At 38.2% G+C, this 19036-nt stretch carries 17 protein-coding genes; 14 read left to right on the forward strand and 3 right to left on the reverse strand.

Annotation, left to right across the window (positions count from 1 at the left end; genetic code table 11):
* The 8 genes from ftsW (at window position 1) to lpxC (ending at window position 9209) form a co-directional block, all read left to right on the forward strand.
* Window positions 1–1392, forward strand: a complete 1392-nt coding sequence (gene ftsW / locus GQR44_RS04650) for a putative lipid II flippase FtsW (RefSeq protein ID WP_166369748.1) — start codon at window positions 1–3, stop codon at window positions 1390–1392.
* On the forward strand, window positions 1385–2467 hold the full coding sequence (gene murG / locus GQR44_RS04655; RefSeq protein ID WP_205962963.1) for an undecaprenyldiphospho-muramoylpentapeptide beta-N-acetylglucosaminyltransferase: 1083 nt from the start codon (window positions 1385–1387) through the stop codon (window positions 2465–2467). The genes ftsW and murG overlap by 8 nt, the downstream gene beginning before the upstream one ends.
* A gap of 15 nt (window positions 2468–2482) precedes the next feature.
* Complete coding sequence (gene murC / locus GQR44_RS04660) at window positions 2483–3943, forward strand: UDP-N-acetylmuramate--L-alanine ligase (RefSeq protein ID WP_166369752.1); 1461 nt, start codon at window positions 2483–2485, stop codon at window positions 3941–3943.
* A complete protein-coding gene (locus GQR44_RS04665) occupies window positions 3943–4863 on the forward strand; it encodes a D-alanine--D-alanine ligase (protein ID WP_166369754.1) in 921 nt (306 codons plus the stop codon). The genes murC and GQR44_RS04665 overlap by 1 nt, the downstream gene beginning before the upstream one ends.
* A 3-nt stretch (window positions 4864–4866) precedes the next feature.
* On the forward strand, window positions 4867–5610 hold the full coding sequence (locus GQR44_RS04670) for a cell division protein FtsQ/DivIB (RefSeq protein WP_166369756.1): 744 nt from the start codon (window positions 4867–4869) through the stop codon (window positions 5608–5610).
* A 68-nt stretch (window positions 5611–5678) separates the two neighbouring features.
* Window positions 5679–6923 (forward strand): cell division protein FtsA, encoded by a 1245-nt coding sequence (ftsA, locus tag GQR44_RS04675; protein ID WP_166369758.1) that lies wholly within the window; start codon window positions 5679–5681, stop codon window positions 6921–6923.
* 34 nt (window positions 6924–6957) lie between these two features.
* On the forward strand, window positions 6958–8193 hold the full coding sequence (gene ftsZ / locus GQR44_RS04680; RefSeq protein ID WP_240923558.1) for a cell division protein FtsZ: 1236 nt from the start codon (window positions 6958–6960) through the stop codon (window positions 8191–8193).
* Window positions 8194–8279: 86 nt separating this feature from the next.
* Window positions 8280–9209, forward strand: a complete 930-nt coding sequence (gene lpxC / locus GQR44_RS04685) for a UDP-3-O-acyl-N-acetylglucosamine deacetylase (protein WP_166369760.1) — start codon at window positions 8280–8282, stop codon at window positions 9207–9209.
* Between the two features lie 208 nt (window positions 9210–9417).
* Here lpxC and GQR44_RS04690 read toward each other — a convergent pair whose 3' ends face one another.
* Window positions 9418–9951, reverse strand: coding sequence for a DciA family protein (locus tag GQR44_RS04690; RefSeq protein WP_240923559.1), 534 nt, complete (start codon window positions 9949–9951; stop codon window positions 9418–9420).
* Between the two features lie 60 nt (window positions 9952–10011).
* On the opposite strand from GQR44_RS04690, the gene GQR44_RS04695 reads away from it, so the two are divergent.
* The 3 genes from GQR44_RS04695 to mutT all read left to right on the forward strand — a co-directional run bounded on the left by GQR44_RS04695 (window position 10012) and on the right by mutT (window position 14315).
* Complete coding sequence (locus GQR44_RS04695; protein ID WP_166369762.1) at window positions 10012–11037, forward strand: M23 family metallopeptidase; 1026 nt, start codon at window positions 10012–10014, stop codon at window positions 11035–11037.
* 41 nt (window positions 11038–11078) lie between these two features.
* Complete coding sequence (gene secA / locus GQR44_RS04700; RefSeq protein WP_166369764.1) at window positions 11079–13802, forward strand: preprotein translocase subunit SecA; 2724 nt, start codon at window positions 11079–11081, stop codon at window positions 13800–13802.
* Window positions 13803–13928: 126 nt separating this feature from the next.
* Window positions 13929–14315, forward strand: a complete 387-nt coding sequence (mutT, locus tag GQR44_RS04705; RefSeq protein WP_166369766.1) for an 8-oxo-dGTP diphosphatase MutT — start codon at window positions 13929–13931, stop codon at window positions 14313–14315.
* On the opposite strand, the gene GQR44_RS04710 is transcribed toward mutT, so the two are convergent.
* Window positions 14299–15234 (reverse strand): DNA ligase, encoded by a 936-nt coding sequence (locus tag GQR44_RS04710; RefSeq protein ID WP_166369768.1) that lies wholly within the window; start codon window positions 15232–15234, stop codon window positions 14299–14301. The genes mutT and GQR44_RS04710 overlap by 17 nt on opposite strands.
* 72 nt (window positions 15235–15306) lie before the next feature.
* Window positions 15307–16161 (reverse strand): carboxylating nicotinate-nucleotide diphosphorylase, encoded by an 855-nt coding sequence (gene nadC / locus GQR44_RS04715; RefSeq protein ID WP_166369770.1) that lies wholly within the window; start codon window positions 16159–16161, stop codon window positions 15307–15309.
* A gap of 121 nt (window positions 16162–16282) precedes the next feature.
* On the opposite strand from nadC, the gene coaE reads away from it, so the two are divergent.
* The 3 genes from coaE to yacG are packed head-to-tail and all read left to right on the forward strand — an operon-like array spanning window position 16283 to window position 17928.
* Window positions 16283–16897 carry a dephospho-CoA kinase gene (coaE, locus tag GQR44_RS04720; RefSeq protein ID WP_166369772.1) on the forward strand — a complete coding sequence of 205 codons (615 nt, stop codon included), beginning with the start codon at window positions 16283–16285 and terminating at the stop codon, window positions 16895–16897.
* A gap of 54 nt (window positions 16898–16951) precedes the next feature.
* Window positions 16952–17683 carry a cell division protein ZapD gene (zapD, locus tag GQR44_RS04725; protein WP_166369774.1) on the forward strand — a complete coding sequence of 244 codons (732 nt, stop codon included), beginning with the start codon at window positions 16952–16954 and terminating at the stop codon, window positions 17681–17683.
* A gap of 50 nt (window positions 17684–17733) precedes the next feature.
* Window positions 17734–17928, forward strand: a complete 195-nt coding sequence (gene yacG, locus GQR44_RS04730; protein WP_166369776.1) for a DNA gyrase inhibitor YacG — start codon at window positions 17734–17736, stop codon at window positions 17926–17928.
* The last annotated feature ends 1108 nt before the right edge of the window (window positions 17929–19036 follow it).

The raw sequence follows: 19036 nt of genomic DNA on the forward strand, positions 1-19036 counted from the left end.
ATGTTTAGGGCTATTAGTAATAAGTTAGCATCTGTCTTTAGAACACTAACTTTTCAGTCGTCGCTGCAGCCGCAAGCTTATGATCGTTCTTTATTGGTGTTAGTGCTTACACTTATGGGCGTTGGCTTAGTGATTGTCGCCTCTGCTTCAATGCCAGAAGGAATAGCACTTTCCGATGACCCATTTCGTTTCTTAAAACGTCACCTTATTTATATTATTTTATGCTTATTTATATTAGCTGCGGTGGTGTCGATCCCAATTACACGCTGGCATAAATACACGCCTTTGATCTTATTACTTTCCACTTTAGCTTTATTTTCAGTGTTATTAATTGGTACTGAAGTGAATGGTTCCTTACGTTGGTTGCGTTTTGGACCCTTGAATATTCAACCTTCTGAGTTTGCAAAGCTGTCTGTGGTGTTGTTTATTTCAAGCTACCTTTTACGTCGGCAAAAAGAGGTGATTGATACTATTAAAGGCTTTATAAAACCTTTGGCGATATTAGCGTTACTGGCGTTGTTACTATTATTACAACCAGATCTAGGTTCAACCGTGGTGATCGTAGTGATCATGATGGGCATGTTATTCATTGCTAATGCACGCATGATCTCTTTCGTGGGGATCGCAGTGGCCTTGTTATCGGTGATCATCCTATTGATTGTTACCTCACCCTATCGTATGGCAAGGGTTTTTGGTTTCTTAGATCCCTGGGCTGATCCATTTGGCCGAAGTTACCAGTTAACACAGTCTTTAATGGCTTTTGGGCGAGGCGGCTGGTTTGGTGAAGGGCTAGGTAACTCAGTACAAAAACTTGAATATTTACCTGAAGCACATACTGACTTTATTATGGCTATTCTCGCGGAAGAGTTAGGTTTTATTGGTGTTAGTATTGTTATTATTCTTGAGTTTATTCTCGTTTATAAAGCTTTTTCGATTGGTAGAAGAGCGTTACAACAAAACTTTGTTTTTGCTGGTTACGTTGCTATCGGTATTGCAATTTGGTTCGCTTTCCAAACCGCAGTTAATATTGGTGCCGCTTCCGGTGTCGCACCTACTAAAGGTTTGACCTTACCTTTGATTAGTTACGGTGGTTCGAGTTTGATCACGATTGCTATTGCTGTGGGATTGGTATTGCGTATTGATTTTGAAACGCGTTTAAGCTCTGCTCAGGTGCGCATTACAAAGAAAGTCAAAAAGAAAAAATCGAAGCCAAAAAACATACCTAGCGATATACCTAGCTTTGCACCTAATACTGTATCCAGTATTGATTTCGATACGGAATCAGACAAGACGATTGACAACGCTGCCGACAACACTGCCGACAACACATCCAGCAAGGTATCTAAAAGTGTGCCTGACAATGCATCAAGTAATGACCTAAAGGTTGAATAATATGAATAAAACTAAAACCTTATTGGTGATGGCTGGCGGTACTGGTGGGCATGTATTTCCGGGCTTAGCGGTCGCAGATAAATTAAAAAGTGAAGGCTGGCAAGTTAGCTGGTTAGGTACAGCTGCAAGAATGGAAGCAAGGTTAGTACCTGAACACGGTTATGAAATCGATTTTATTGATGTGGCCGGAGTTAGAGGGAATGGCATCAAACGTTTGCTAGCAGCTCCTTTTCAAATTTTGAAATCAATTTTTCAAGCACGTAAAGTCTTAAAAAATAGACAAGTAGATTTAGTATTGGGTATGGGAGGCTTTGCCAGTGGACCAGGTGGCATTGCGGCTTGGACTTTAGGTATTCCAGTTGTTTTACATGAGCAAAATGCAACCGCTGGAATGACCAATCGCTTACTCTCTTATTTCTCAAAAAAGGTATTAATGGGCTTTAGTGGTGCATTTTTGAATGAAAAAGCTATTTTAGTCGGTAATCCAATACGCAAAGATCTTTTGGCTTTACCTGAAAAGCAATTTTCAGCATCCTCTTCTAGCTTAAGGGTACTCGTAATTGGTGGAAGTTTAGGCGCACAAGTTTTAAATGAAACAGTACCTCAAGCATTAATGAACTTTGATGCGACAAAAGTGTCTATTTTGCATCAAACTGGAAAAGGCTTTTCTGAGTCTGTTTTAGCACGTTATCAAGACACTCATGTAGAGTATAAAGTACAAGATTTTATTACTGATATGGCTGCCGCTTATGATTGGGCGGACGTTATTATTTGTAGGGCAGGGGCGCTTACAGTTGCAGAAGTTGCTGTGGTAGGCTTACCTGCTATTTTTGTTCCTTTGCCGCATGCGGTAGATGATCATCAAACAAAAAATGCACAAAGTTTAGTCAATGCAGAGGCTGCAATATTACTTCCTCAAAAAGACTTAAATGCAAAAAAATTAAGTGAATGTTTGGCGACATTAAGTCAAAATAGGCAGTTGCTTGTTGATATGAGCACAAACTGTAAAAATATAGCAATTAGAAATGCAACGGAGCAAGTGGCTGCGGTTTGTAATTCCTTAGTGAAAATATAGTGAAAGTGAATTCCGATGACAAAAATTGAATTAGCAGAAATCCGTACCATGATCCCAGAAATGCGCCGTGTAAAACAGATCCACTTTGTGGGGATAGGTGGCGCTGGTATGGGGGGGATTGCTGAAGTATTAGCCTATGAAGGCTATAAAATCACTGGTTCTGATATTGCTGAAAATACCGTCGTTAAACGTCTGCGTACCATTGGGGCAGAAATCTTTATTGGTCATGCACAAGAGAATATCTATGGTGCCTCAGTGGTGGTTGTATCAACAGCCATTAATAAAGAAAACCCTGAGTTATTGGCCGCGCAGCAAGCGCGTATTCCCGTGGTTCGTCGTGCTGAAATGTTAGCCGAGTTAATGCGTTATCGCCATGGTGTTGCTGTGGCGGGTACGCATGGAAAAACCACCACAACTAGTTTGATTGCGAGTATTTATCGTGAAGCAGATTTAGATCCTACTTTTGTGATTGGTGGTTTGCTAAATAGTGCTGGTACTAATGCTAAATTAGGGCAAAGCCGTTATTTAATTGCCGAAGCAGATGAAAGTGATGCTTCATTCTTGCATCTACAACCCATGGTGTCAGTAGTGACCAACATTGAAGCTGATCACATGGATACCTATCAAGGTGACTTTGAAGTTTTAAAAGATACTTTTGTGCAATTTATTCAAAACTTACCTTTTTACGGTACTGCGGTTGTTTGTTTAGATGACCAAGTGGTTGAGAGTTTGATCCCGCGTTTTGCTCGTCAATGTGTGACCTATGGTTTTCATGAGCAAGCCGATGTGCGTATTTCTAACTTTCAACAAACGGTTAGCAGAAGTGAATTTTTAGTACACCGTAATAATCGCCCTGATTTAACGATCCAGTTAAATTTACCGGGTAAACATAACGCATTGAATGCTGCTGCGGCAATTGCTGTAGCGATGGAAGATGATATTGAAGATGCGGCTATTTTAGCTGCATTACAAAGTTTTGAAGGCATTGGTCGTCGCTTTGAACAATATGGTGAATTCGAAACCGGTCGTGGTAAAGCGATGTTAGCAGATGATTATGGCCATCACCCAACGGAAGTACAAGCAACCATTAACGCAGCACGAGCAGGTTGGCCCGAAAAGCGCCTTGTGATGGCGTATCAGCCGCATCGTTATACACGTACTCGTGATTTATACGAAGATTTCGCGCACGTTTTATCGCAGGTTGACCAACTATTATTATTAGATGTTTATTCCGCAGGGGAAACGCCAATCGCAGGTGCAGATAGCCGTTCGCTATGTCGCACGATTCGTCAACAAAGTGGTAAAGAGCCTATTTTTGTTGCCTCACCTGAAGCTTTGCCGGGTGCATTAGCAAAAGTGATTCAAGAAGGTGATCTAGTCCTTACTCAAGGTGCGGGCAATATTGGCGCAGTTGTTAAAACCTTAGCTGAATTAAAATTAGATATTGAAAAAATGACACAAGTGAGCGCAAGTTAATGGCGATAGATTTTGGAAAAGTAGCTGTTCTGTTTGGTGGTAATAGTGCAGAACGAGAAGTCTCTTTAATGTCAGGCAATGCCGTTTTAAATGCGTTAATTCGTCAAGGTGTTGATGCGCATGCCGTGGATCCTAAAATTGATGATATTTCACAAATTAAAGCGTTAGGTTTTGAGCGAGCTTTTATTGTATTGCATGGTCGTGGTGGCGAAGATGGCACTATTCAAGGCTTTTTAAATACATTGAATATTCCCTTTACGGGCAGTGATGTATCGAGTTCTGCAATTGGTATGGATAAAGCCAAAACTAAGCAAATTTGGCAAAGTTGTCAGTTGCCTACTGCAAGCTATCAAATTATTATCAAAGAAAACTTTGAACCATCAACCGCTACCGATATACTAGCTTCCTTATCGGGTGCTGTAATGGTTAAACCGGTACACGAAGGCTCAAGTATTGGTATGGCTAAAGCAGAAAATGCAGAACAATTAGTGGCTGCTTTAGAAGAAGCCTTTAAGTTTGATAATAAAGTATTACTTGAATCTTGGATAACCGGTGATGAATTTACTGTTTCAATGCTAAATGGTCGCGCATTACCGGCTATTAGTATGAAAACAACTAATCAGTTTTATGATTACCAAGCAAAATATCAATCCACAGAAACACAATACTTGTGTCCCTGTGGGCTGTCAGATAATGAACTAATCGAGTTAAACTATTTAGCTGAAGAAGCTTTTAAAACTATTGGTTGTAGCGGTTGGGGACGTGTTGACTTTATGCGTGATGAAAACAAAAACTGGTTCCTATTAGAAGTGAACACCGTGCCGGGAATGACTGAAACCAGTTTAGTACCAAAAGCAGCGAAGCAAGCTGGTATTAGCTTTGATCAATTAGTGTTATCTATTTTAGAGCAAACTTTATAATCTATGTGGCATAAGTTAAAACAGGTCAAAATAAGCAAATGGATTGGTTTCTTTGTTTTTGTACTATTAATGTATGCCTTACAGGATAGCTTTTTTAAATTAAAATTTTGGTTAACGGACCACCAATCATCACCATTAACGGCATTAGTGCTCACGGGTGACCGCGAGCATATTACTGAAGATGTGGTGAGAGAGGTGCTAGCAGACCAAGAAGATAGGTTAAATTTCTTTACTTTAGAAATAGCTGAGATACAAAAACAATTAGAGCAAAAGCCCTGGGTTTATTCTGCATCGATTCGAAAAAATTGGCCCGATACATTAAAGATTCATATTGTTGAGCAATCGATTGTTGCTTCATGGAATCAGAAGTCATTATTAAATCGGTTTGGCGAAATTATCGATGTGTTACCTGAGCAGGACAATAATTATATTGCGCTGTCAGGTGATGATAAACATTCTGAACAAGTGCTGAATACATATTTACAATTAAATCAGTTATTGTTGCCGAGTCATTACAGAATTGCTGCTTTACATAGTGACCAACGTAATGCCAGTGAATTAGTGTTAAGAAATGGCATTAGTTTGAAGTTAGGTAAAGAACAAAAATTAGAACGTATACAACTATTTTTAAATGCATTTCCAAGAATTGCACAAAAATATGAAATCAGCTCCATCGATTATGTTGATCTTCGTTATGATACTGGGTTGGCAATTGGATGGAAGAAAACAGAAAATAATAAAACCTAATATAATAATTTTATGCTCATGTTGAGTTAATTCTTCTCTCTTAAAATAGAGAAAATGGTGATAGACGAATGGAAAGTAATTACACAGTTGGTTTAGACATTGGTAGTAATAAAGTGGTTGTCTTAATCGGTGAGTTATTAGCAAATGATGTAATTAATATCGTTGGAGTGGGCAGTGCCCCGTCCAAGGGAGTTGATAAAGGCTCTGTAACGAACTTAGATGCAGTCGTTGAGTCGATCGCAAGTGCGTTAAAACAAGCAGAAGATATGGCTGACTGTCGAGTCTCGTCAGTTAACTTATCAGTTTCAGGTTCGCACATTGAATCAATGAATGAATCGGGTACTTGGGCGATTGATGCACACGAAGTGACTAACTATGACGTTGAAAGTGTGATCCATAATGCGCGTTCAGTGAAAATTCGTGATGAACAGCGCTTATTACATGTCATTCCTCAGGAATACTCTATTGATTCCCAAGGGCACATTAATAATCCTATTGGATTGTCGGGTGTTAAGCTAAAAGCAAATGTACATTTAATTACTTGTCATAATGACCTAGTTAAAAATTTAGAAAAAGCAGTTGAACGTTGTGGTTTAGTGATTGACCAATTAACATTTTCAGGTGTTGCATCAAGTGAAGCTATTCTTAGTGAAGATGAAAAAGAGCTAGGTGTCTGTATGATCGATATGGGGGGTGGTACAATGGACCTTTCTATCTATATCGCAGGTTCATTACAGCATAGTATGGTACTTGATTATGCGGGTAACTCAGTGACTAACGACATTGCCATTGCATTTAGTGCTCCGCCAACGTCAGCTGAAGCAATAAAAGTTAAATATGGGTGTCTAAATAAACGCTTAGTACTAGATGAAGAGACCATCGATTTACCAAGTGTCGGTGGCCGACCTGCACGTAGTTTGCAGCGTTCAATATTAGTAGATGTTATTGAGCCACGATATAGTGAGTTATTAACTTTAGTTAAGAATGAAATCTTTAAATTGAATGATAAATTTGCGCGTGAAGGTTTAAAGCAACAATTAGCGGCGGGTGTTGTCATAACAGGTGGTGCTGCTCAAATTGAAGGTTTGGTTGAAGTTGCTGAAGAAGTATTTGGTAATATTCAAGTTCGAATTGGTAAACCGGAACATATTCAAGGGTTAGCTGATGATGTAAACTCACCAGCTTACTCTACGGCAGTAGGTTTATTACGTTATAAAAATGACGAGTTTGCAGGTGAAGAGGATGCTGAGCCTGAAAATCGTTTTGCAAGTTTATTCAGTAAAATAAAAAACTGGATAAAAAAAGAATATTAGTTATCAAGTTACATGGATTGGGTGGTAACAGACGATGTCACAAGAAAATAATAGAGTGGAAGAGAGTCAAATGTTTGAAATAATCGATGATGAAGACCATTCAGCACAAGCCATAATTAAAGTTATTGGCATTGGTGGTGGTGGTGGTAACGCGATCAATTATATGATCGAAAAAGGCCTAACTGGCGCTGAATTTATTGCTATGAATACGGATGCGCAAGCATTACGTTCATCAAAAGCAGATATTCGCTTACAATTAGGAGCTAATATCACTAATGGTTTAGGTGCCGGTGCAAACCCTGAAATTGGTTATAAATCAGCACTTGAAGATAAAGAGCGTATTCGAGAGATCGTCACTGGTGCCGATGTTGTATTTATTGCTGCTGGTATGGGTGGTGGAACAGGTACCGGTGCTTGTCCAGTTGTTGCTGAAATCGCTAAAGAAGAAGGTGCATTAACCATTGGTGTGGTTTCAAAACCTTCTTTGTTTGAAGGCCGTAAGCGAATGAATTACGCAACGCAGGGGATTGCTCGTTTATCTGAAAATATTGACTCTTTGTTGATTATTCCAAATGATAAACTACAAAAATCTTTACCACGTGGTATCTCTTTCTTAGATGCGTTACGTGCTGCGAATGGCGTACTTTATGATGCGGTTTCTGGTTTTTCTTCAATCATTAATAATGAAGAAAGTACTATCAATATCGATTTCGCGGATGTACGCACTGTAATGACAGAAGCGGGTACTACTGCGGTAATGGGAATCGGTGTATCTTCTGGTGAAAACCGTGCTGAAGAAGCCGTTGAAGAAGCTATTTCATGTCCATTATTAGAAGATGTCGATCTATCAGATGCACGCGGTGTCCTTGTTCATATCGTTGCTGGTATCGATTTCAGTTGGGATGAATACCACACTGTGGGTGATGCGTTAAAACAATTCGCTTCCGATGACTCTCAAAATATCATTGGTGTAACTGTTGATCCAACCTTAGAGACGGGTGAATTACACGTTACAGTAATTGTGACGGGTATTGGTGAGCGTAAATCTGAATTAAATGTAGTTAAAAACCCTACGCTTAATACTCAGAAAACACCAGAAAGTGTTGAAAAAGCACCTGAAGTTGAAGTTGCAAAAAGCAATGTTGAAGCTGAAGATGCTAGTCAAGCGGAGCCTGAAATAGTAGAGCCAATTGCTGAAGTTAAAGATAAAACTAGCACCGAAAGTTACTTGGATATTCCTGCTTTTTTAAGACGTCAAGCAGATAACTAAATTAAAGCCAAAGATATAACAGTTTGTGATATTGATCTCAAACTGTTATCATTCGTCGCAGATATCATCGTAGTGGAGGTCATTTTATGATTAAGCAAAGAACATTAAAACAAAGTGTTAAATCAACGGGTGTTGGTTTACATTCAGGGAACAAGGTAACAATAGAGTTGCACCCTGCACCTGTTAACACGGGTATTGTTTATCGTCGTATTGACCTTGACCCGGTGGTTAGCTTTAAAGCACATGCACAAGCAGTGCAAGAAACGCTTTTATGTACTTGTTTAGTAAATGATCAAGGACAGAAAATTTCTACTGTTGAGCATTTATCTGCTGCATTGGCTGGTTTAGGTATTGATAATATTATTATCGATGTTGACGCACCAGAGATTCCAATCATGGATGGTAGTGCGAGTCCTTTTATTTTCTTGCTTCAATCTGCTGGTATCGAAGAGCAAAATGCAGCTAAAAAATTCATCCGTATTAAAAAAACAGTACGTGTAGAAGATGAAAAAGAAGGTAAGTGGGCTGAATTGCATCCTTCTGATAATGGATTCAGTTTAGATTTTAAAATTCATTTTGATCATCCTGTATTTGAAGGTCAAAACCAACATGTTGAAATGCAGTTTTCAGGTGACTTATTTGTTAAAGAAATCAGTCGCGCACGTACTTTTGGTTTTATGAAAAGCGTTGAGTATCTACAATCTAATAATCTAGCATTAGGTGCAAGTTTAGATAATGCGATTGGTTTAGATGAGTTCCGTGTATTAAACCCTGAAGGTTTACGTTACGAAGATGAATTTGTTAAACATAAAGTATTAGATGCTATCGGTGATTTATATTTATCTGGTTATAGCATTCTTGGTCATTTAAAAGCCTTTAAAACTGGTCATGCCTTAAACAACAAGCTTTTGTGTGCGTTGCTTGCTGATCAAGAAGCATTTGAAATGGTGACCTTTGAAGAACCTGTTAGTGAATCACCAATACAATACATCGAACCTGTTTTTGTTACTGCTTAAAATACTTAATTAAGATTGAATAAGTGTTTAGTTAAGCAAAGATAGACTTCAATGAAAGCCACTTTATTTTTAAAGTGGTTTTTTTTTGCATTTTTTAGAGCGGGGATAAATGTTCGTGCCCTTTAGAATCTGCAACACAGAATTGGTTTACTTTAAGCATAGAACTGAATAGAACTCGAATTGAATAGTTTTGGTTAGTTAATCGCTATTATTCACTTTTATTGGTTGAAAATTTAGCTAATGATTGTAGTGCTTTTTTTAATTTAGGATCGGCATTTTCAGCTAATGCTAAAAAAGAGTCTGCAATATCTTTACTCATTTTTTGGGCGCGTTTTTTTACTGGTTTGTTAGTTTTTAGTTGCGATGGGGTCACTTTTGCAAGGGCTGGGTTAACTTTGACCTTGATGCTAATCAAAGACGAATGATGGGTGCGCAATTCGCTGAGGAGATCACTTCGTATAAATTGTAAACGCTGAAGCCATAGTGAGGTCGGACTTTCTATAATCAAAGTCCCATTTTCAATATTTCCTATACGACATCCACTGATGTTGTGTTGTTTTAAAAGCCTTTGTAGTACCATATCCAACTTAGTTATCAAGGATGTACTTTTCTGATAACTATTTTTTTCTAATAATAGTGCAATGGGTTTAGGTTGTTTCTTGTAAGATTTCATAGCAGCCATCAATAGTGAATTAAGTTTATGAGTATAACGGTTATTTATAATAGGAAGGAGACTGAACATAGCTTTTCTATAACAAGATCGACATTTATTTTCGTGTGCATATTGATTGTCGCGATCTTGATGACGAGTGCTTGGCTGTTACAATCGCATTACCATCAACAATTAACCCAACATAAAATACAAGCTCTCAGTGAGCGAGACCTCATTAAGCAACAATATTTAGACACCTTACAATCTCAAACCAACCAACAAGTGCAAGCACTGGCTGTTAAAATAGGTCAATTACAGGCACAGAGTATTCGCTTAAATAATTTAGGTGAACGTATTGTCGATAAATCAAATTTTCCCAAAGAGGAATTTGAGTTTGATATTAACCAATATATTGATCAAGGGCTTATCCTTGATGCCGATAACCTAGATAAAAGTCTAGATCAAAGTTCAGACCAAAGTTTAGAGCAAAACCTAGACCAAAATGTAGAGTCTGACAACGAGCAAGTCGTGGAAGAGGCGATTGACCATGAGCCAATTGATAATATATCTGCAAATGCAGAGTCAGTAGATGAAGAAATTGAGCAGCCAGTGCCGTTAAATGTTGTTTCCAATGTAAAAGCATTAGACACTTCAGACCTAGCAAAACTTCATAAAAATGTATCACTCCTCGCATATCAGTACCAAAAGAATCAAAATTTACTGCAACAACTTGAAATTACATTAACTAATCTCCATCTTACAGATGAGTTATTCATTTCTGGTCGCCCTGTTCCAATTCAAGGATCTTGGATATCTTCCCCCTTTGGGACTCGAACAGATCCATTTACGGGGCGTTTACGTCGTCACAAAGGCGTTGATATTGCTGGACATACAGGTATGCCGATTAATGCTACTGCGGCAGGGGTAGTAACAACATCAGAAGCACGCACTGGTTATGGTTATGTGGTAGAGATCAATCACGGTAGTGGTTTGAGAACACGCTATGCACATGCTTCATCGTTACTTGTAGCGGTCGGGGCTGTTGTTGAAAAAGGGCAACAAATTGCAGTGATGGGAACAACAGGCCGCTCAACAGGGCCACATGTGCACTATGAAGTCATCAAAGATGGCACCCAAATAGACCCAGTTTATTATATACAAAGATTACCAAGCTAAATTACAACTTTTATCCGACTTTTTACAATGAGAAAAGCAAAATGATCACATCGCTAATAACAAAAATAATAGGTAGTCGAAATGACCGTTACCTTAAAAGCCTACGTAAAGTAGTAAATGAAATTAATAAACTTGAACCGGAGATTAAAGCGCTATCGGAAGAAGAGTTAAAAGCTAAAACCGCTTATTTTAAAGAACGTCTCGCTAAAGGCGAAACCATCGATGATATTTTGGTTGAAGCTTTTGCCGTAGTCAGAAGTGCTTCTGAACGTGTATTTGGAATGCGTCACTTCGATGTGCAGTTGATTGGCGGTATGGTATTAAATGAAAACAAAATTGCAGAAATGCGTACTGGTGAAGGTAAAACCTTAACGGCCACATTACCTGCTTATTTAAATGCGTTAACCGGTAACGGTGTGCATGTTATTACCGTGAATGATTACCTAGCGCGTCGTGATGCGGAATGGAATGCAACACTATTTGAATATCTTGGATTAACCGTTGGTATTAACTTGTCAGGTATGACCGGTGAAGAAAAACGTACTGCATACGCTGCCGATATTACCTACGGTACGAATAACGAATTCGGCTTTGATTACCTACGCGATAACATGGCTTTTGAAGCATCACAACGCGTTATGCGCGGTCTCCATTTTGCTATTGTCGATGAGGTTGATTCTATTTTAATCGATGAAGCAAGAACACCATTGATTATTTCAGGCCCTACCGATGGTGATGCAACGCTTTATACTAAACTAAATTCAATTATTCCTTTACTGACTCAGCAGGATAAAGAAGATACTGAAGAATATGTTGGTGAGGGGGACTTCACTGTTGATGAGAAAAGCAAGCAAGTATTATTAACTGAACGCGGTCAAGAAAAAGTTGAACGTATCTTACAAGAACGTGGGTTATTAGAAGAAAATACTTCTTTATATGCGGCATCTAGCATCAGTTTATTACATCATGTGAATGCAGCATTACGTGCTCATACTCTGTTTGAAAAAGATGTTGAATACATTGTAACAGCACAAGGTGAAGTCGTTATTGTTGATGAACATACCGGGCGTACTATGCCTGGTCGTCGTTGGTCTGAAGGTTTACATCAAGCTGTTGAAGCAAAAGAAGGGGTTAAAATTCAAAATGAAAACCAAACTCTTGCCTCAATTACTTTCCAAAACTACTTCCGCTTATATGAAAAATTAGGTGGGATGACAGGTACAGCAGATACAGAAGCATTTGAATTCCAGTCTATTTATGGCTTAGAAACTATTGTAATCCCTACCAATCGCCCTATGGTTCGTAAAGATGGTGGCGATTTAGTTTATTTGACTGAGCTCGAAAAGTATCAAGCTATTATTGAAGATATTAAAACACGTTTAGAGCGTCGCCAACCTGTGTTAGTCGGTACGGTTTCGATTGAAAATTCTGAATTACTTTCTGAGTTGATGACCAAAGCCAATATTAAACACAATGTTTTAAATGCTAAATTCCATGAAAAAGAAGCTGATATTATCGCACAAGCAGGGGCGTTAGGATCAGTTACTATCGCAACTAACATGGCCGGTCGTGGTACAGATATTGTATTAGGTGGTAATTTACAAAACCGTCTAGAAAAACTAGGTGAGTTGACTGAACAACAAATTGTTGCTGAAACCGCTGCATGGAAAGAAGATCAAGCGGCAGTGTTAGCTGCTGGAGGCTTGTACATTGTAGGTACTGAGCGTCATGAATCGCGTCGTATCGATAACCAATTACGTGGTCGTGCGGGACGTCAAGGTGACGCCGGTGAAAGTCGTTTCTACCTGTCGATGGAAGATTCGTTAATGCGTATCTTTGCTTCTGAAAAAGTGTCTAATATGATGAAAAAATTAGGCATGGAAAACGGCGAAGCGATTGAACATCCTTGGGTAACTCGTGCTATTGAAAATGCACAACGTAAAGTAGAAGGCCGTAACTTTGATATGCGTAAATCATTGTTGGACTTTGATGATGTTGCCAATGATCAACGTAAAGTCGTTTACCAACAACGTAATGGTATTATGGACAGTGATAATATCACTGAAAACATAGAGCAAATGTGGGCAGACGTATTCAATACCTGCATTGACGAATATGTACCGCAACATTCGTTAACCGAGCAATGGGACTTAGCTGGATTAGAAGCGCGTCTGAAACAAGACTTCTTGATCGAGTTACCAGTGCAACAATGGTTAATCGACGATGCGAATATACAAGAAGAAACCATTCGTGAAAATATCGTAGATCATGCGCGTAATACTTACCAAGATAAAAAAGAACAAGTGGGCGAGTCTATTATTGCTGGATTTGAAAAATCAGTAATGCTGCAAACTATTGATATGTTGTGGAAAGAGCATTTAGCCGCGATGGACCATCTTCGTCAAGGTATTCACCTACGTGGTTACGCTCAAAAAGATCCAAAACAAGAATATAAACGTGAATCTTTTGAACTGTTTATTGCGATGTTAGAAAACTTGAAAATGGATGTAGTAGGCATTTTATCTAAAGTACAAATTCAAAGTAAAGAAGAAGCCGAAGCAATTGATCAACAGCGCCGAGAAGCGGAAGAGAAAGCGAAAATTCAATATCAACATGCACAGGTCAATAGTGATGGTGAAGCTGAAAAAGAAGCTGATGAAACGGCTGATACCTTTATTCGAGAAAACAAAAAAGTGGGTCGTAATGAGCCATGTCCTTGTGGATCAGGTAAAAAATTCAAGCAATGTCATGGTAAATTAGGGTGAGCTAATATCAGTGTTATTTAGATAACACCAGTGCAGCATGACATAAAAGGTGGTACTTCTTTGAAGACCACCTTTTTCTTTTTAAAGCGTAAACAACCTTAATCGATACAAGTAAGTGTGAATATTATGATAGAACAACAAACCATCAGTATTGCCATTGTACAAAATGAACAGAAACAATTACTTATTAGCCGCCGTCAACAAGGTAAGCACCTCGCTGGAAAGTGGGAATTTCCGGGAGGTAAAGTTGAACAGGGTGAGTCGCTTGAAAGCGCAATGTTACGCGAGCTAAAAGAAGAAGTAGGATTAAGCGCAACCCAGTTCACTTTATTTGATTCACTTAACTTTCAATATGACCAACTAAACCTGAGTCTGCATTTCTATTTAGTTAAAGCCTATGAAGGCGAACCTGTGTCTTTAGAAGGACAGGAGATAAAATGGGTTAGCGCATCTCAACTCATTGAATATGAGTTCCCTAAAGCTAATTTAACCGTGATTAATAAATTACTCTAACGCGCATGAATGAGGTAAATCGTGGTACATTGTTACGCGTTTTGCCGGTATAACGATAGCTGATAGTTGCGCCAATTGGCGGTGGATTTTGGCGTTCTTTATCACTAAAACCAGAGCCTATCTTAAAGGTGATACCATCTTCGGTTTTTACTAATAAAGAACCCAGTTTTCCTTTATATTTACCTTTGCCGGGTAGATGTTCGATCACTGTCGCTTCAGCATCTTCAAATTTTTTCAGTTTCATCAAGTCTCTATTACGTTTATGTTGATACAAAGCCTGTTCATGGTGCAGCATTAAGCCCTCTCCAGTTTCAGCTACAACCTTATCTAGTAATGCGTATAAAGCAGTAATAGAGGTTAACTTTTGTTGCTTTATGACCTGTAAATAGGGGCTCTTCGCTTGATCAACTAATTGTTGCATCTGCTGAATGCGTTGTGAAAATGGTGCTGGGCTGAGTGGTAGATCAAAGATCATAAACTTTACCTGTTGCCATCGAGGATTATTTATATCTTGAGTACGCACAATACCTGACACTTTTTCAAATTGTTGTCGTGATATCCATAACTCACCATCAAGTGCAGTAGTGGGGAAATCGCGTGTAAACCAAGCTGGGGCAGTGAAACGGTTACCCTGCTTAGATATAAGTTGCTCTCCATCCCAGTAAGCACGTAACCCATCTAATTTTTCACTGACAAAATATTGTTCAATATTAATGTCTTGACGAAAGGTGGTTGCAAGTTGGATTGCCGGTGTCTGGGCATAGCAAAAAGTTGTGCTAAAGAAGATGATTATCAGCAGGCATGTTTTAGTCAGTTTGGAGCAAATGAGGCCGTTGCATGGTATATAATAGTAGTTTATTAATCTTTTTATCGTGACGACAAATAGGCAGGGACTGAAGCGATTAATCGTATTTATCATAAGAACCTCCAACACAGTAAAAGAACAAAGACTTTTACAAGTGTAGGAAGTTTTTTGCAGTTAGGTTATTTTTTATTCTTGGATAAAGCGCATTGATAAGTCGACAGCATGTAGATGCTTGGTTAATGCACCTACAGAAATATAGTCCACGCCGGTTTCGGCATAACTTAAAATAGTCGTGTTATCTACATTGCCTGATACTTCTAAGTCTGCTTGACGTGAATTACCTTTATTAATGGCTACAGCTTCTAACATCATTGCAATGCTGAAGTTATCTAACATAACACGTTGCGCACCTGCATCTAATGCCTGTTTAAGTTCATCAATACTTTCCACCTCAACTTCTACCCAACGTTCAGGGTGTTGTTGATTAGCAACTGTTATTGCTTGTTTAATGCCACCACAGGCCATAATGTGGTTTTCTTTAATTAAGTAGGCATCGTAAAGGCCAATGCGATGGTTAAAACCACCTCCGCATACCACCGCATATTTAGAGGCATTGCGTAAACCGGGTAATGTTTTACGCGTATCTAATAATTTACATTGAGTTGAAGCAATTAAGTCTGAGTAGTACTTGGTAGTGGTTGCGATACCAGATAACGTCTGAATAAAGTTTAATGCTGTACGTTCGCCTGTTAATAATGTTCTTGCTGGCCCCTGTAATGTGAACAACGGGCTATTAGCGAGTACAAAATCTCCGTCCTTAACATGCCAAGTGATAGTCACTTGATCACCTAATTGGCGAAATACTTCTTGGGTCCAAGCCTTACCACAGAAAACTGCATCATCACGTGTAATTACTGTCGCTTTTGAGCGTTTATCTTCAGGAATTAAATTAGCGGTAATGTCACCTTCAGCTGCTGATAATCCATTTAAATCTTCGTTTAACGCTAAGCTAACACTTTGTGCAATTTCTTGTTCAATCATGGTAAATTTCCAGACGGGGATAAAAAATGAAATATTACCCTAATGGCCTTTGAATACCAATGACCTTAATGCTTAACTCTTATAAAATAAGAGATACAGATCAATATAAAGAGAAGATATAATGCAAGTGATTATTGGCTTAACTGGCGGTATTGGCAGCGGAAAATCAACCGTAGCAAAAGAATTTACCGCTTTAGGAATAGATATTGTTGATGCAGATAAAGTTGCTCGACAGGTGGTTGAACCTGGACAACCTGCATTAGCTGAAATTGAACTTTATTTGGGCCCCGATGTCTTAAATGCTGCAGGCGAACTTAATAGAGCTAAGCTGAGGCAACTTATTTTTCAATCTGAAACTAAAAAACAATGGTTAAATGCATTATTGCACCCCATTATTCGCGATACATTATTAGCTCAACTAAACATGGCTAAGAGTGAATATGTGATGTTGGAAGCGCCATTATTACTGGAAAATAAACTGACTCAATATACTGACTATACGCTAGTCGTTGATGTAGACGAAAAATTGCAAATCGAGAGAGCAATGCAACGAGACGACAATTCAAAATCTCAAATTCAAGCCATTATGGATGCGCAGATTAGCCGTTCGCTTCGCTTACAACAGGCTGATTATGTTATTGACAACACTAGTGTTGATCGCGTGGCTTTAAAACAACAAATTAAATCGTTACATTTGAAATTTTTATCCCTAAAAAAGAAGACATTTAATTCTTAGTTATGCCTTTTAATGTAACCTTACTTTTTACAAAACAAATAAATAGACTATTTTATGATCTCTTTTGAATACCCCCTAACAGAAAAAAGTCGTTGTTACTTACGCTTTGAGTCACTTTTTTTACAAATTAAACAAAGCATGGGTTTGGATCATGAAAGTGATGCTACTGCCTATTTCAAATCATTATTTGAATTAATAGAATTAAGTGACCGCAGTGATATTCGACATGATTTAATTAAAGACTTACGCGCTTTATTAGAAGATATGCAATCATGGTTGGCTTGGGAGCAGGCAGACACTGAAGCCATTAAGGCATTAATGGTAGAAATAAGTGAATTGATTAGTACCTTATTAGTAATGTCAAAACAATTGAAATTCTTTAAAGATAGTCGTTTTTTAACATCGTTAAAACAACGTTTTTTCATTCCAGGTGGTTGTTGTAACTTTGATTTACCGCAGTTTCATTTCTGGCAAGCACAGCCTATTTCGGTACAAAAAGCAGATGCTCAAAAATGGTTTGAACACTTTGATGTATTAGAACGCGCGTTAACATTATTTTTGAAAATGAAACGTCATCAAGGTATTAAGTCTAAACAGCGTGCTAAAAATGCTTTTTACCAAGGTGAAGTTGAACATGCCTTGTTTATTATCATTAATGTGGATCCTGCGCTACAGGTATATCCTATGATATCAGGGCATAAACATCGTTATTCGGTTCGTTTTATGAATGCCAATGCTGAAAATAGTCACGCTGATTATATAGAGTTTGAACAGATTTTTTGTTAACAAAAAGCGATTAAAGTTAAAATAAAAGATTAAATATGTAAGGAAGAACGATGAAAGTTAATTGTCCAACTTGTAAAAAACAAGTTGTTTGGGATAAACAAAGTTTGTACCGTCCATTTTGTTGTAAACGTTGCCAGCTTATTGATTTAGGTGAATGGGCGGACGAAGAAAAACGCATTAAAGGGGAATCAGTAAGCCCCGAGAATCTTCCTCAAAATAAAACGATTTATTTTGAGGAAGATTAAATAAAACTATTTATTGTTAATAAATGATTAGAAAAACTTCTTTTTTAATCGAATCAACAAAATATTTTATACTACCAAAAAAAAATCAAAACTTAATACTGTAAAAATTCAGAATGCTAGCGTAACTTAGGGTACATTCTGAATGTTTACAGTCCATCCTAAACATTCATTAAATATCCATCAGCGCTTCACCTTTATGCTTAGTATTTTTTACATCAAGGTTTGCTGATTTAGTATCTTAAGAGAAATGTAGTCGTACAGTAATCGGTATATGGCTCTATTCAAAAAGGGGACCTATGAACGAATATAGACGAAGTTTATTGTATTTTATTTTGTTTGTTAATTCTGAGCTATGCGTTATATGGCGCCTATGCAGGGTATACAAAGGAGAAAGAAGCAGTTCGTTCGCGTATAGCCAATACCAGCTTCTTGGTTACTGAATGGCTTAAAGGAGAGTTTCAAGCATCAGATTACGTCCTATTAAATATAATGAGTCATCTCTCTTCAGATGATTTGATTTACCCTCACCCGGATCCACAACAGCAACAAGCGAGCACCAAATTTTTCACCTCCAAACTACAAACTTTACCTAATTATTATACTGGTGTGGGTACGGCAGATAAAAATTGTATTCTTACTCATGTTTATAATTATCCCCCTCGATTATCTGTACTTGGCTTTGATGGTAGCCTACGAGATTGGTGTGTTGAGCACAAAAATGATGAAAACTCTGAACAAGTTGTGACACCTGCTTTTATTAGCACTACTGGTAACATTGGTGTAGTGCAGAGTCGCGCCTTTCGTGGAGGCTCAAAAAAAGTGGCTGGGGTGGTTGCTTTTCAGGTGGAGCTAAATTTCTTTTCAACATTCATTGAACAAGTCACATTGGATAAACACGGTGTAATTGCTGTAATAGATAGTAATATGATGCTATTGGCTCGAAGCCCCAATATTTCGGAAAAAATCGGGGTACAAGTTAAGGAGGACGTTGCTGCTGATTACATTGCTTCCAAGCGTAAAACTTTAATGACATTTAACTATACCTCTCCACTGGATAATCAGAACAGATTTTATGGGTTGCGCAAAGTAGATACTTTACCTTTTTATG

The organism is Psychromonas sp. SA13A, from assembly GCF_011378715.1.
Lineage (GTDB): Bacteria > Pseudomonadota > Gammaproteobacteria > Enterobacterales > Psychromonadaceae > Psychromonas.

Bases quoted from the DNA above. Each gene is read 5' to 3' on its own strand.
- yacG (WP_166369776.1), top strand. From the start codon at position 17,734: ATGAAAGTTAATTGTCCAACTTGTAAAAAACAAGTTGTTTGGGATAAA.
- GQR44_RS04710 (WP_166369768.1), bottom strand. From the start codon at position 15,234: ATGATAAATACGATTAATCGCTTCAGTCCCTGCCTATTTGTCGTCACG.
- lpxC (WP_166369760.1), top strand. From the start codon at position 8,280: ATGATTAAGCAAAGAACATTAAAACAAAGTGTTAAATCAACGGGTGTT.
- zapD (WP_166369774.1), top strand. From the start codon at position 16,952: ATGATCTCTTTTGAATACCCCCTAACAGAAAAAAGTCGTTGTTACTTA.
- ftsA (WP_166369758.1), top strand. From the start codon at position 5,679: ATGGAAAGTAATTACACAGTTGGTTTAGACATTGGTAGTAATAAAGTG.
- secA (WP_166369764.1), top strand. From the start codon at position 11,079: ATGATCACATCGCTAATAACAAAAATAATAGGTAGTCGAAATGACCGT.
- ftsZ (WP_240923558.1), top strand. From the start codon at position 6,958: ATGTCACAAGAAAATAATAGAGTGGAAGAGAGTCAAATGTTTGAAATA.
- GQR44_RS04670 (WP_166369756.1), top strand. From the start codon at position 4,867: ATGTGGCATAAGTTAAAACAGGTCAAAATAAGCAAATGGATTGGTTTC.
- coaE (WP_166369772.1), top strand. From the start codon at position 16,283: ATGCAAGTGATTATTGGCTTAACTGGCGGTATTGGCAGCGGAAAATCA.
- GQR44_RS04665 (WP_166369754.1), top strand. From the start codon at position 3,943: ATGGCGATAGATTTTGGAAAAGTAGCTGTTCTGTTTGGTGGTAATAGT.
- GQR44_RS04690 (WP_240923559.1), bottom strand. From the start codon at position 9,951: ATGTTCAGTCTCCTTCCTATTATAAATAACCGTTATACTCATAAACTT.
- ftsW (WP_166369748.1), top strand. From the start codon at position 1: ATGTTTAGGGCTATTAGTAATAAGTTAGCATCTGTCTTTAGAACACTA.
- murC (WP_166369752.1), top strand. From the start codon at position 2,483: ATGACAAAAATTGAATTAGCAGAAATCCGTACCATGATCCCAGAAATG.
- nadC (WP_166369770.1), bottom strand. From the start codon at position 16,161: ATGATTGAACAAGAAATTGCACAAAGTGTTAGCTTAGCGTTAAACGAA.
- GQR44_RS04695 (WP_166369762.1), top strand. From the start codon at position 10,012: ATGACGAGTGCTTGGCTGTTACAATCGCATTACCATCAACAATTAACC.
- mutT (WP_166369766.1), top strand. From the start codon at position 13,929: ATGATAGAACAACAAACCATCAGTATTGCCATTGTACAAAATGAACAG.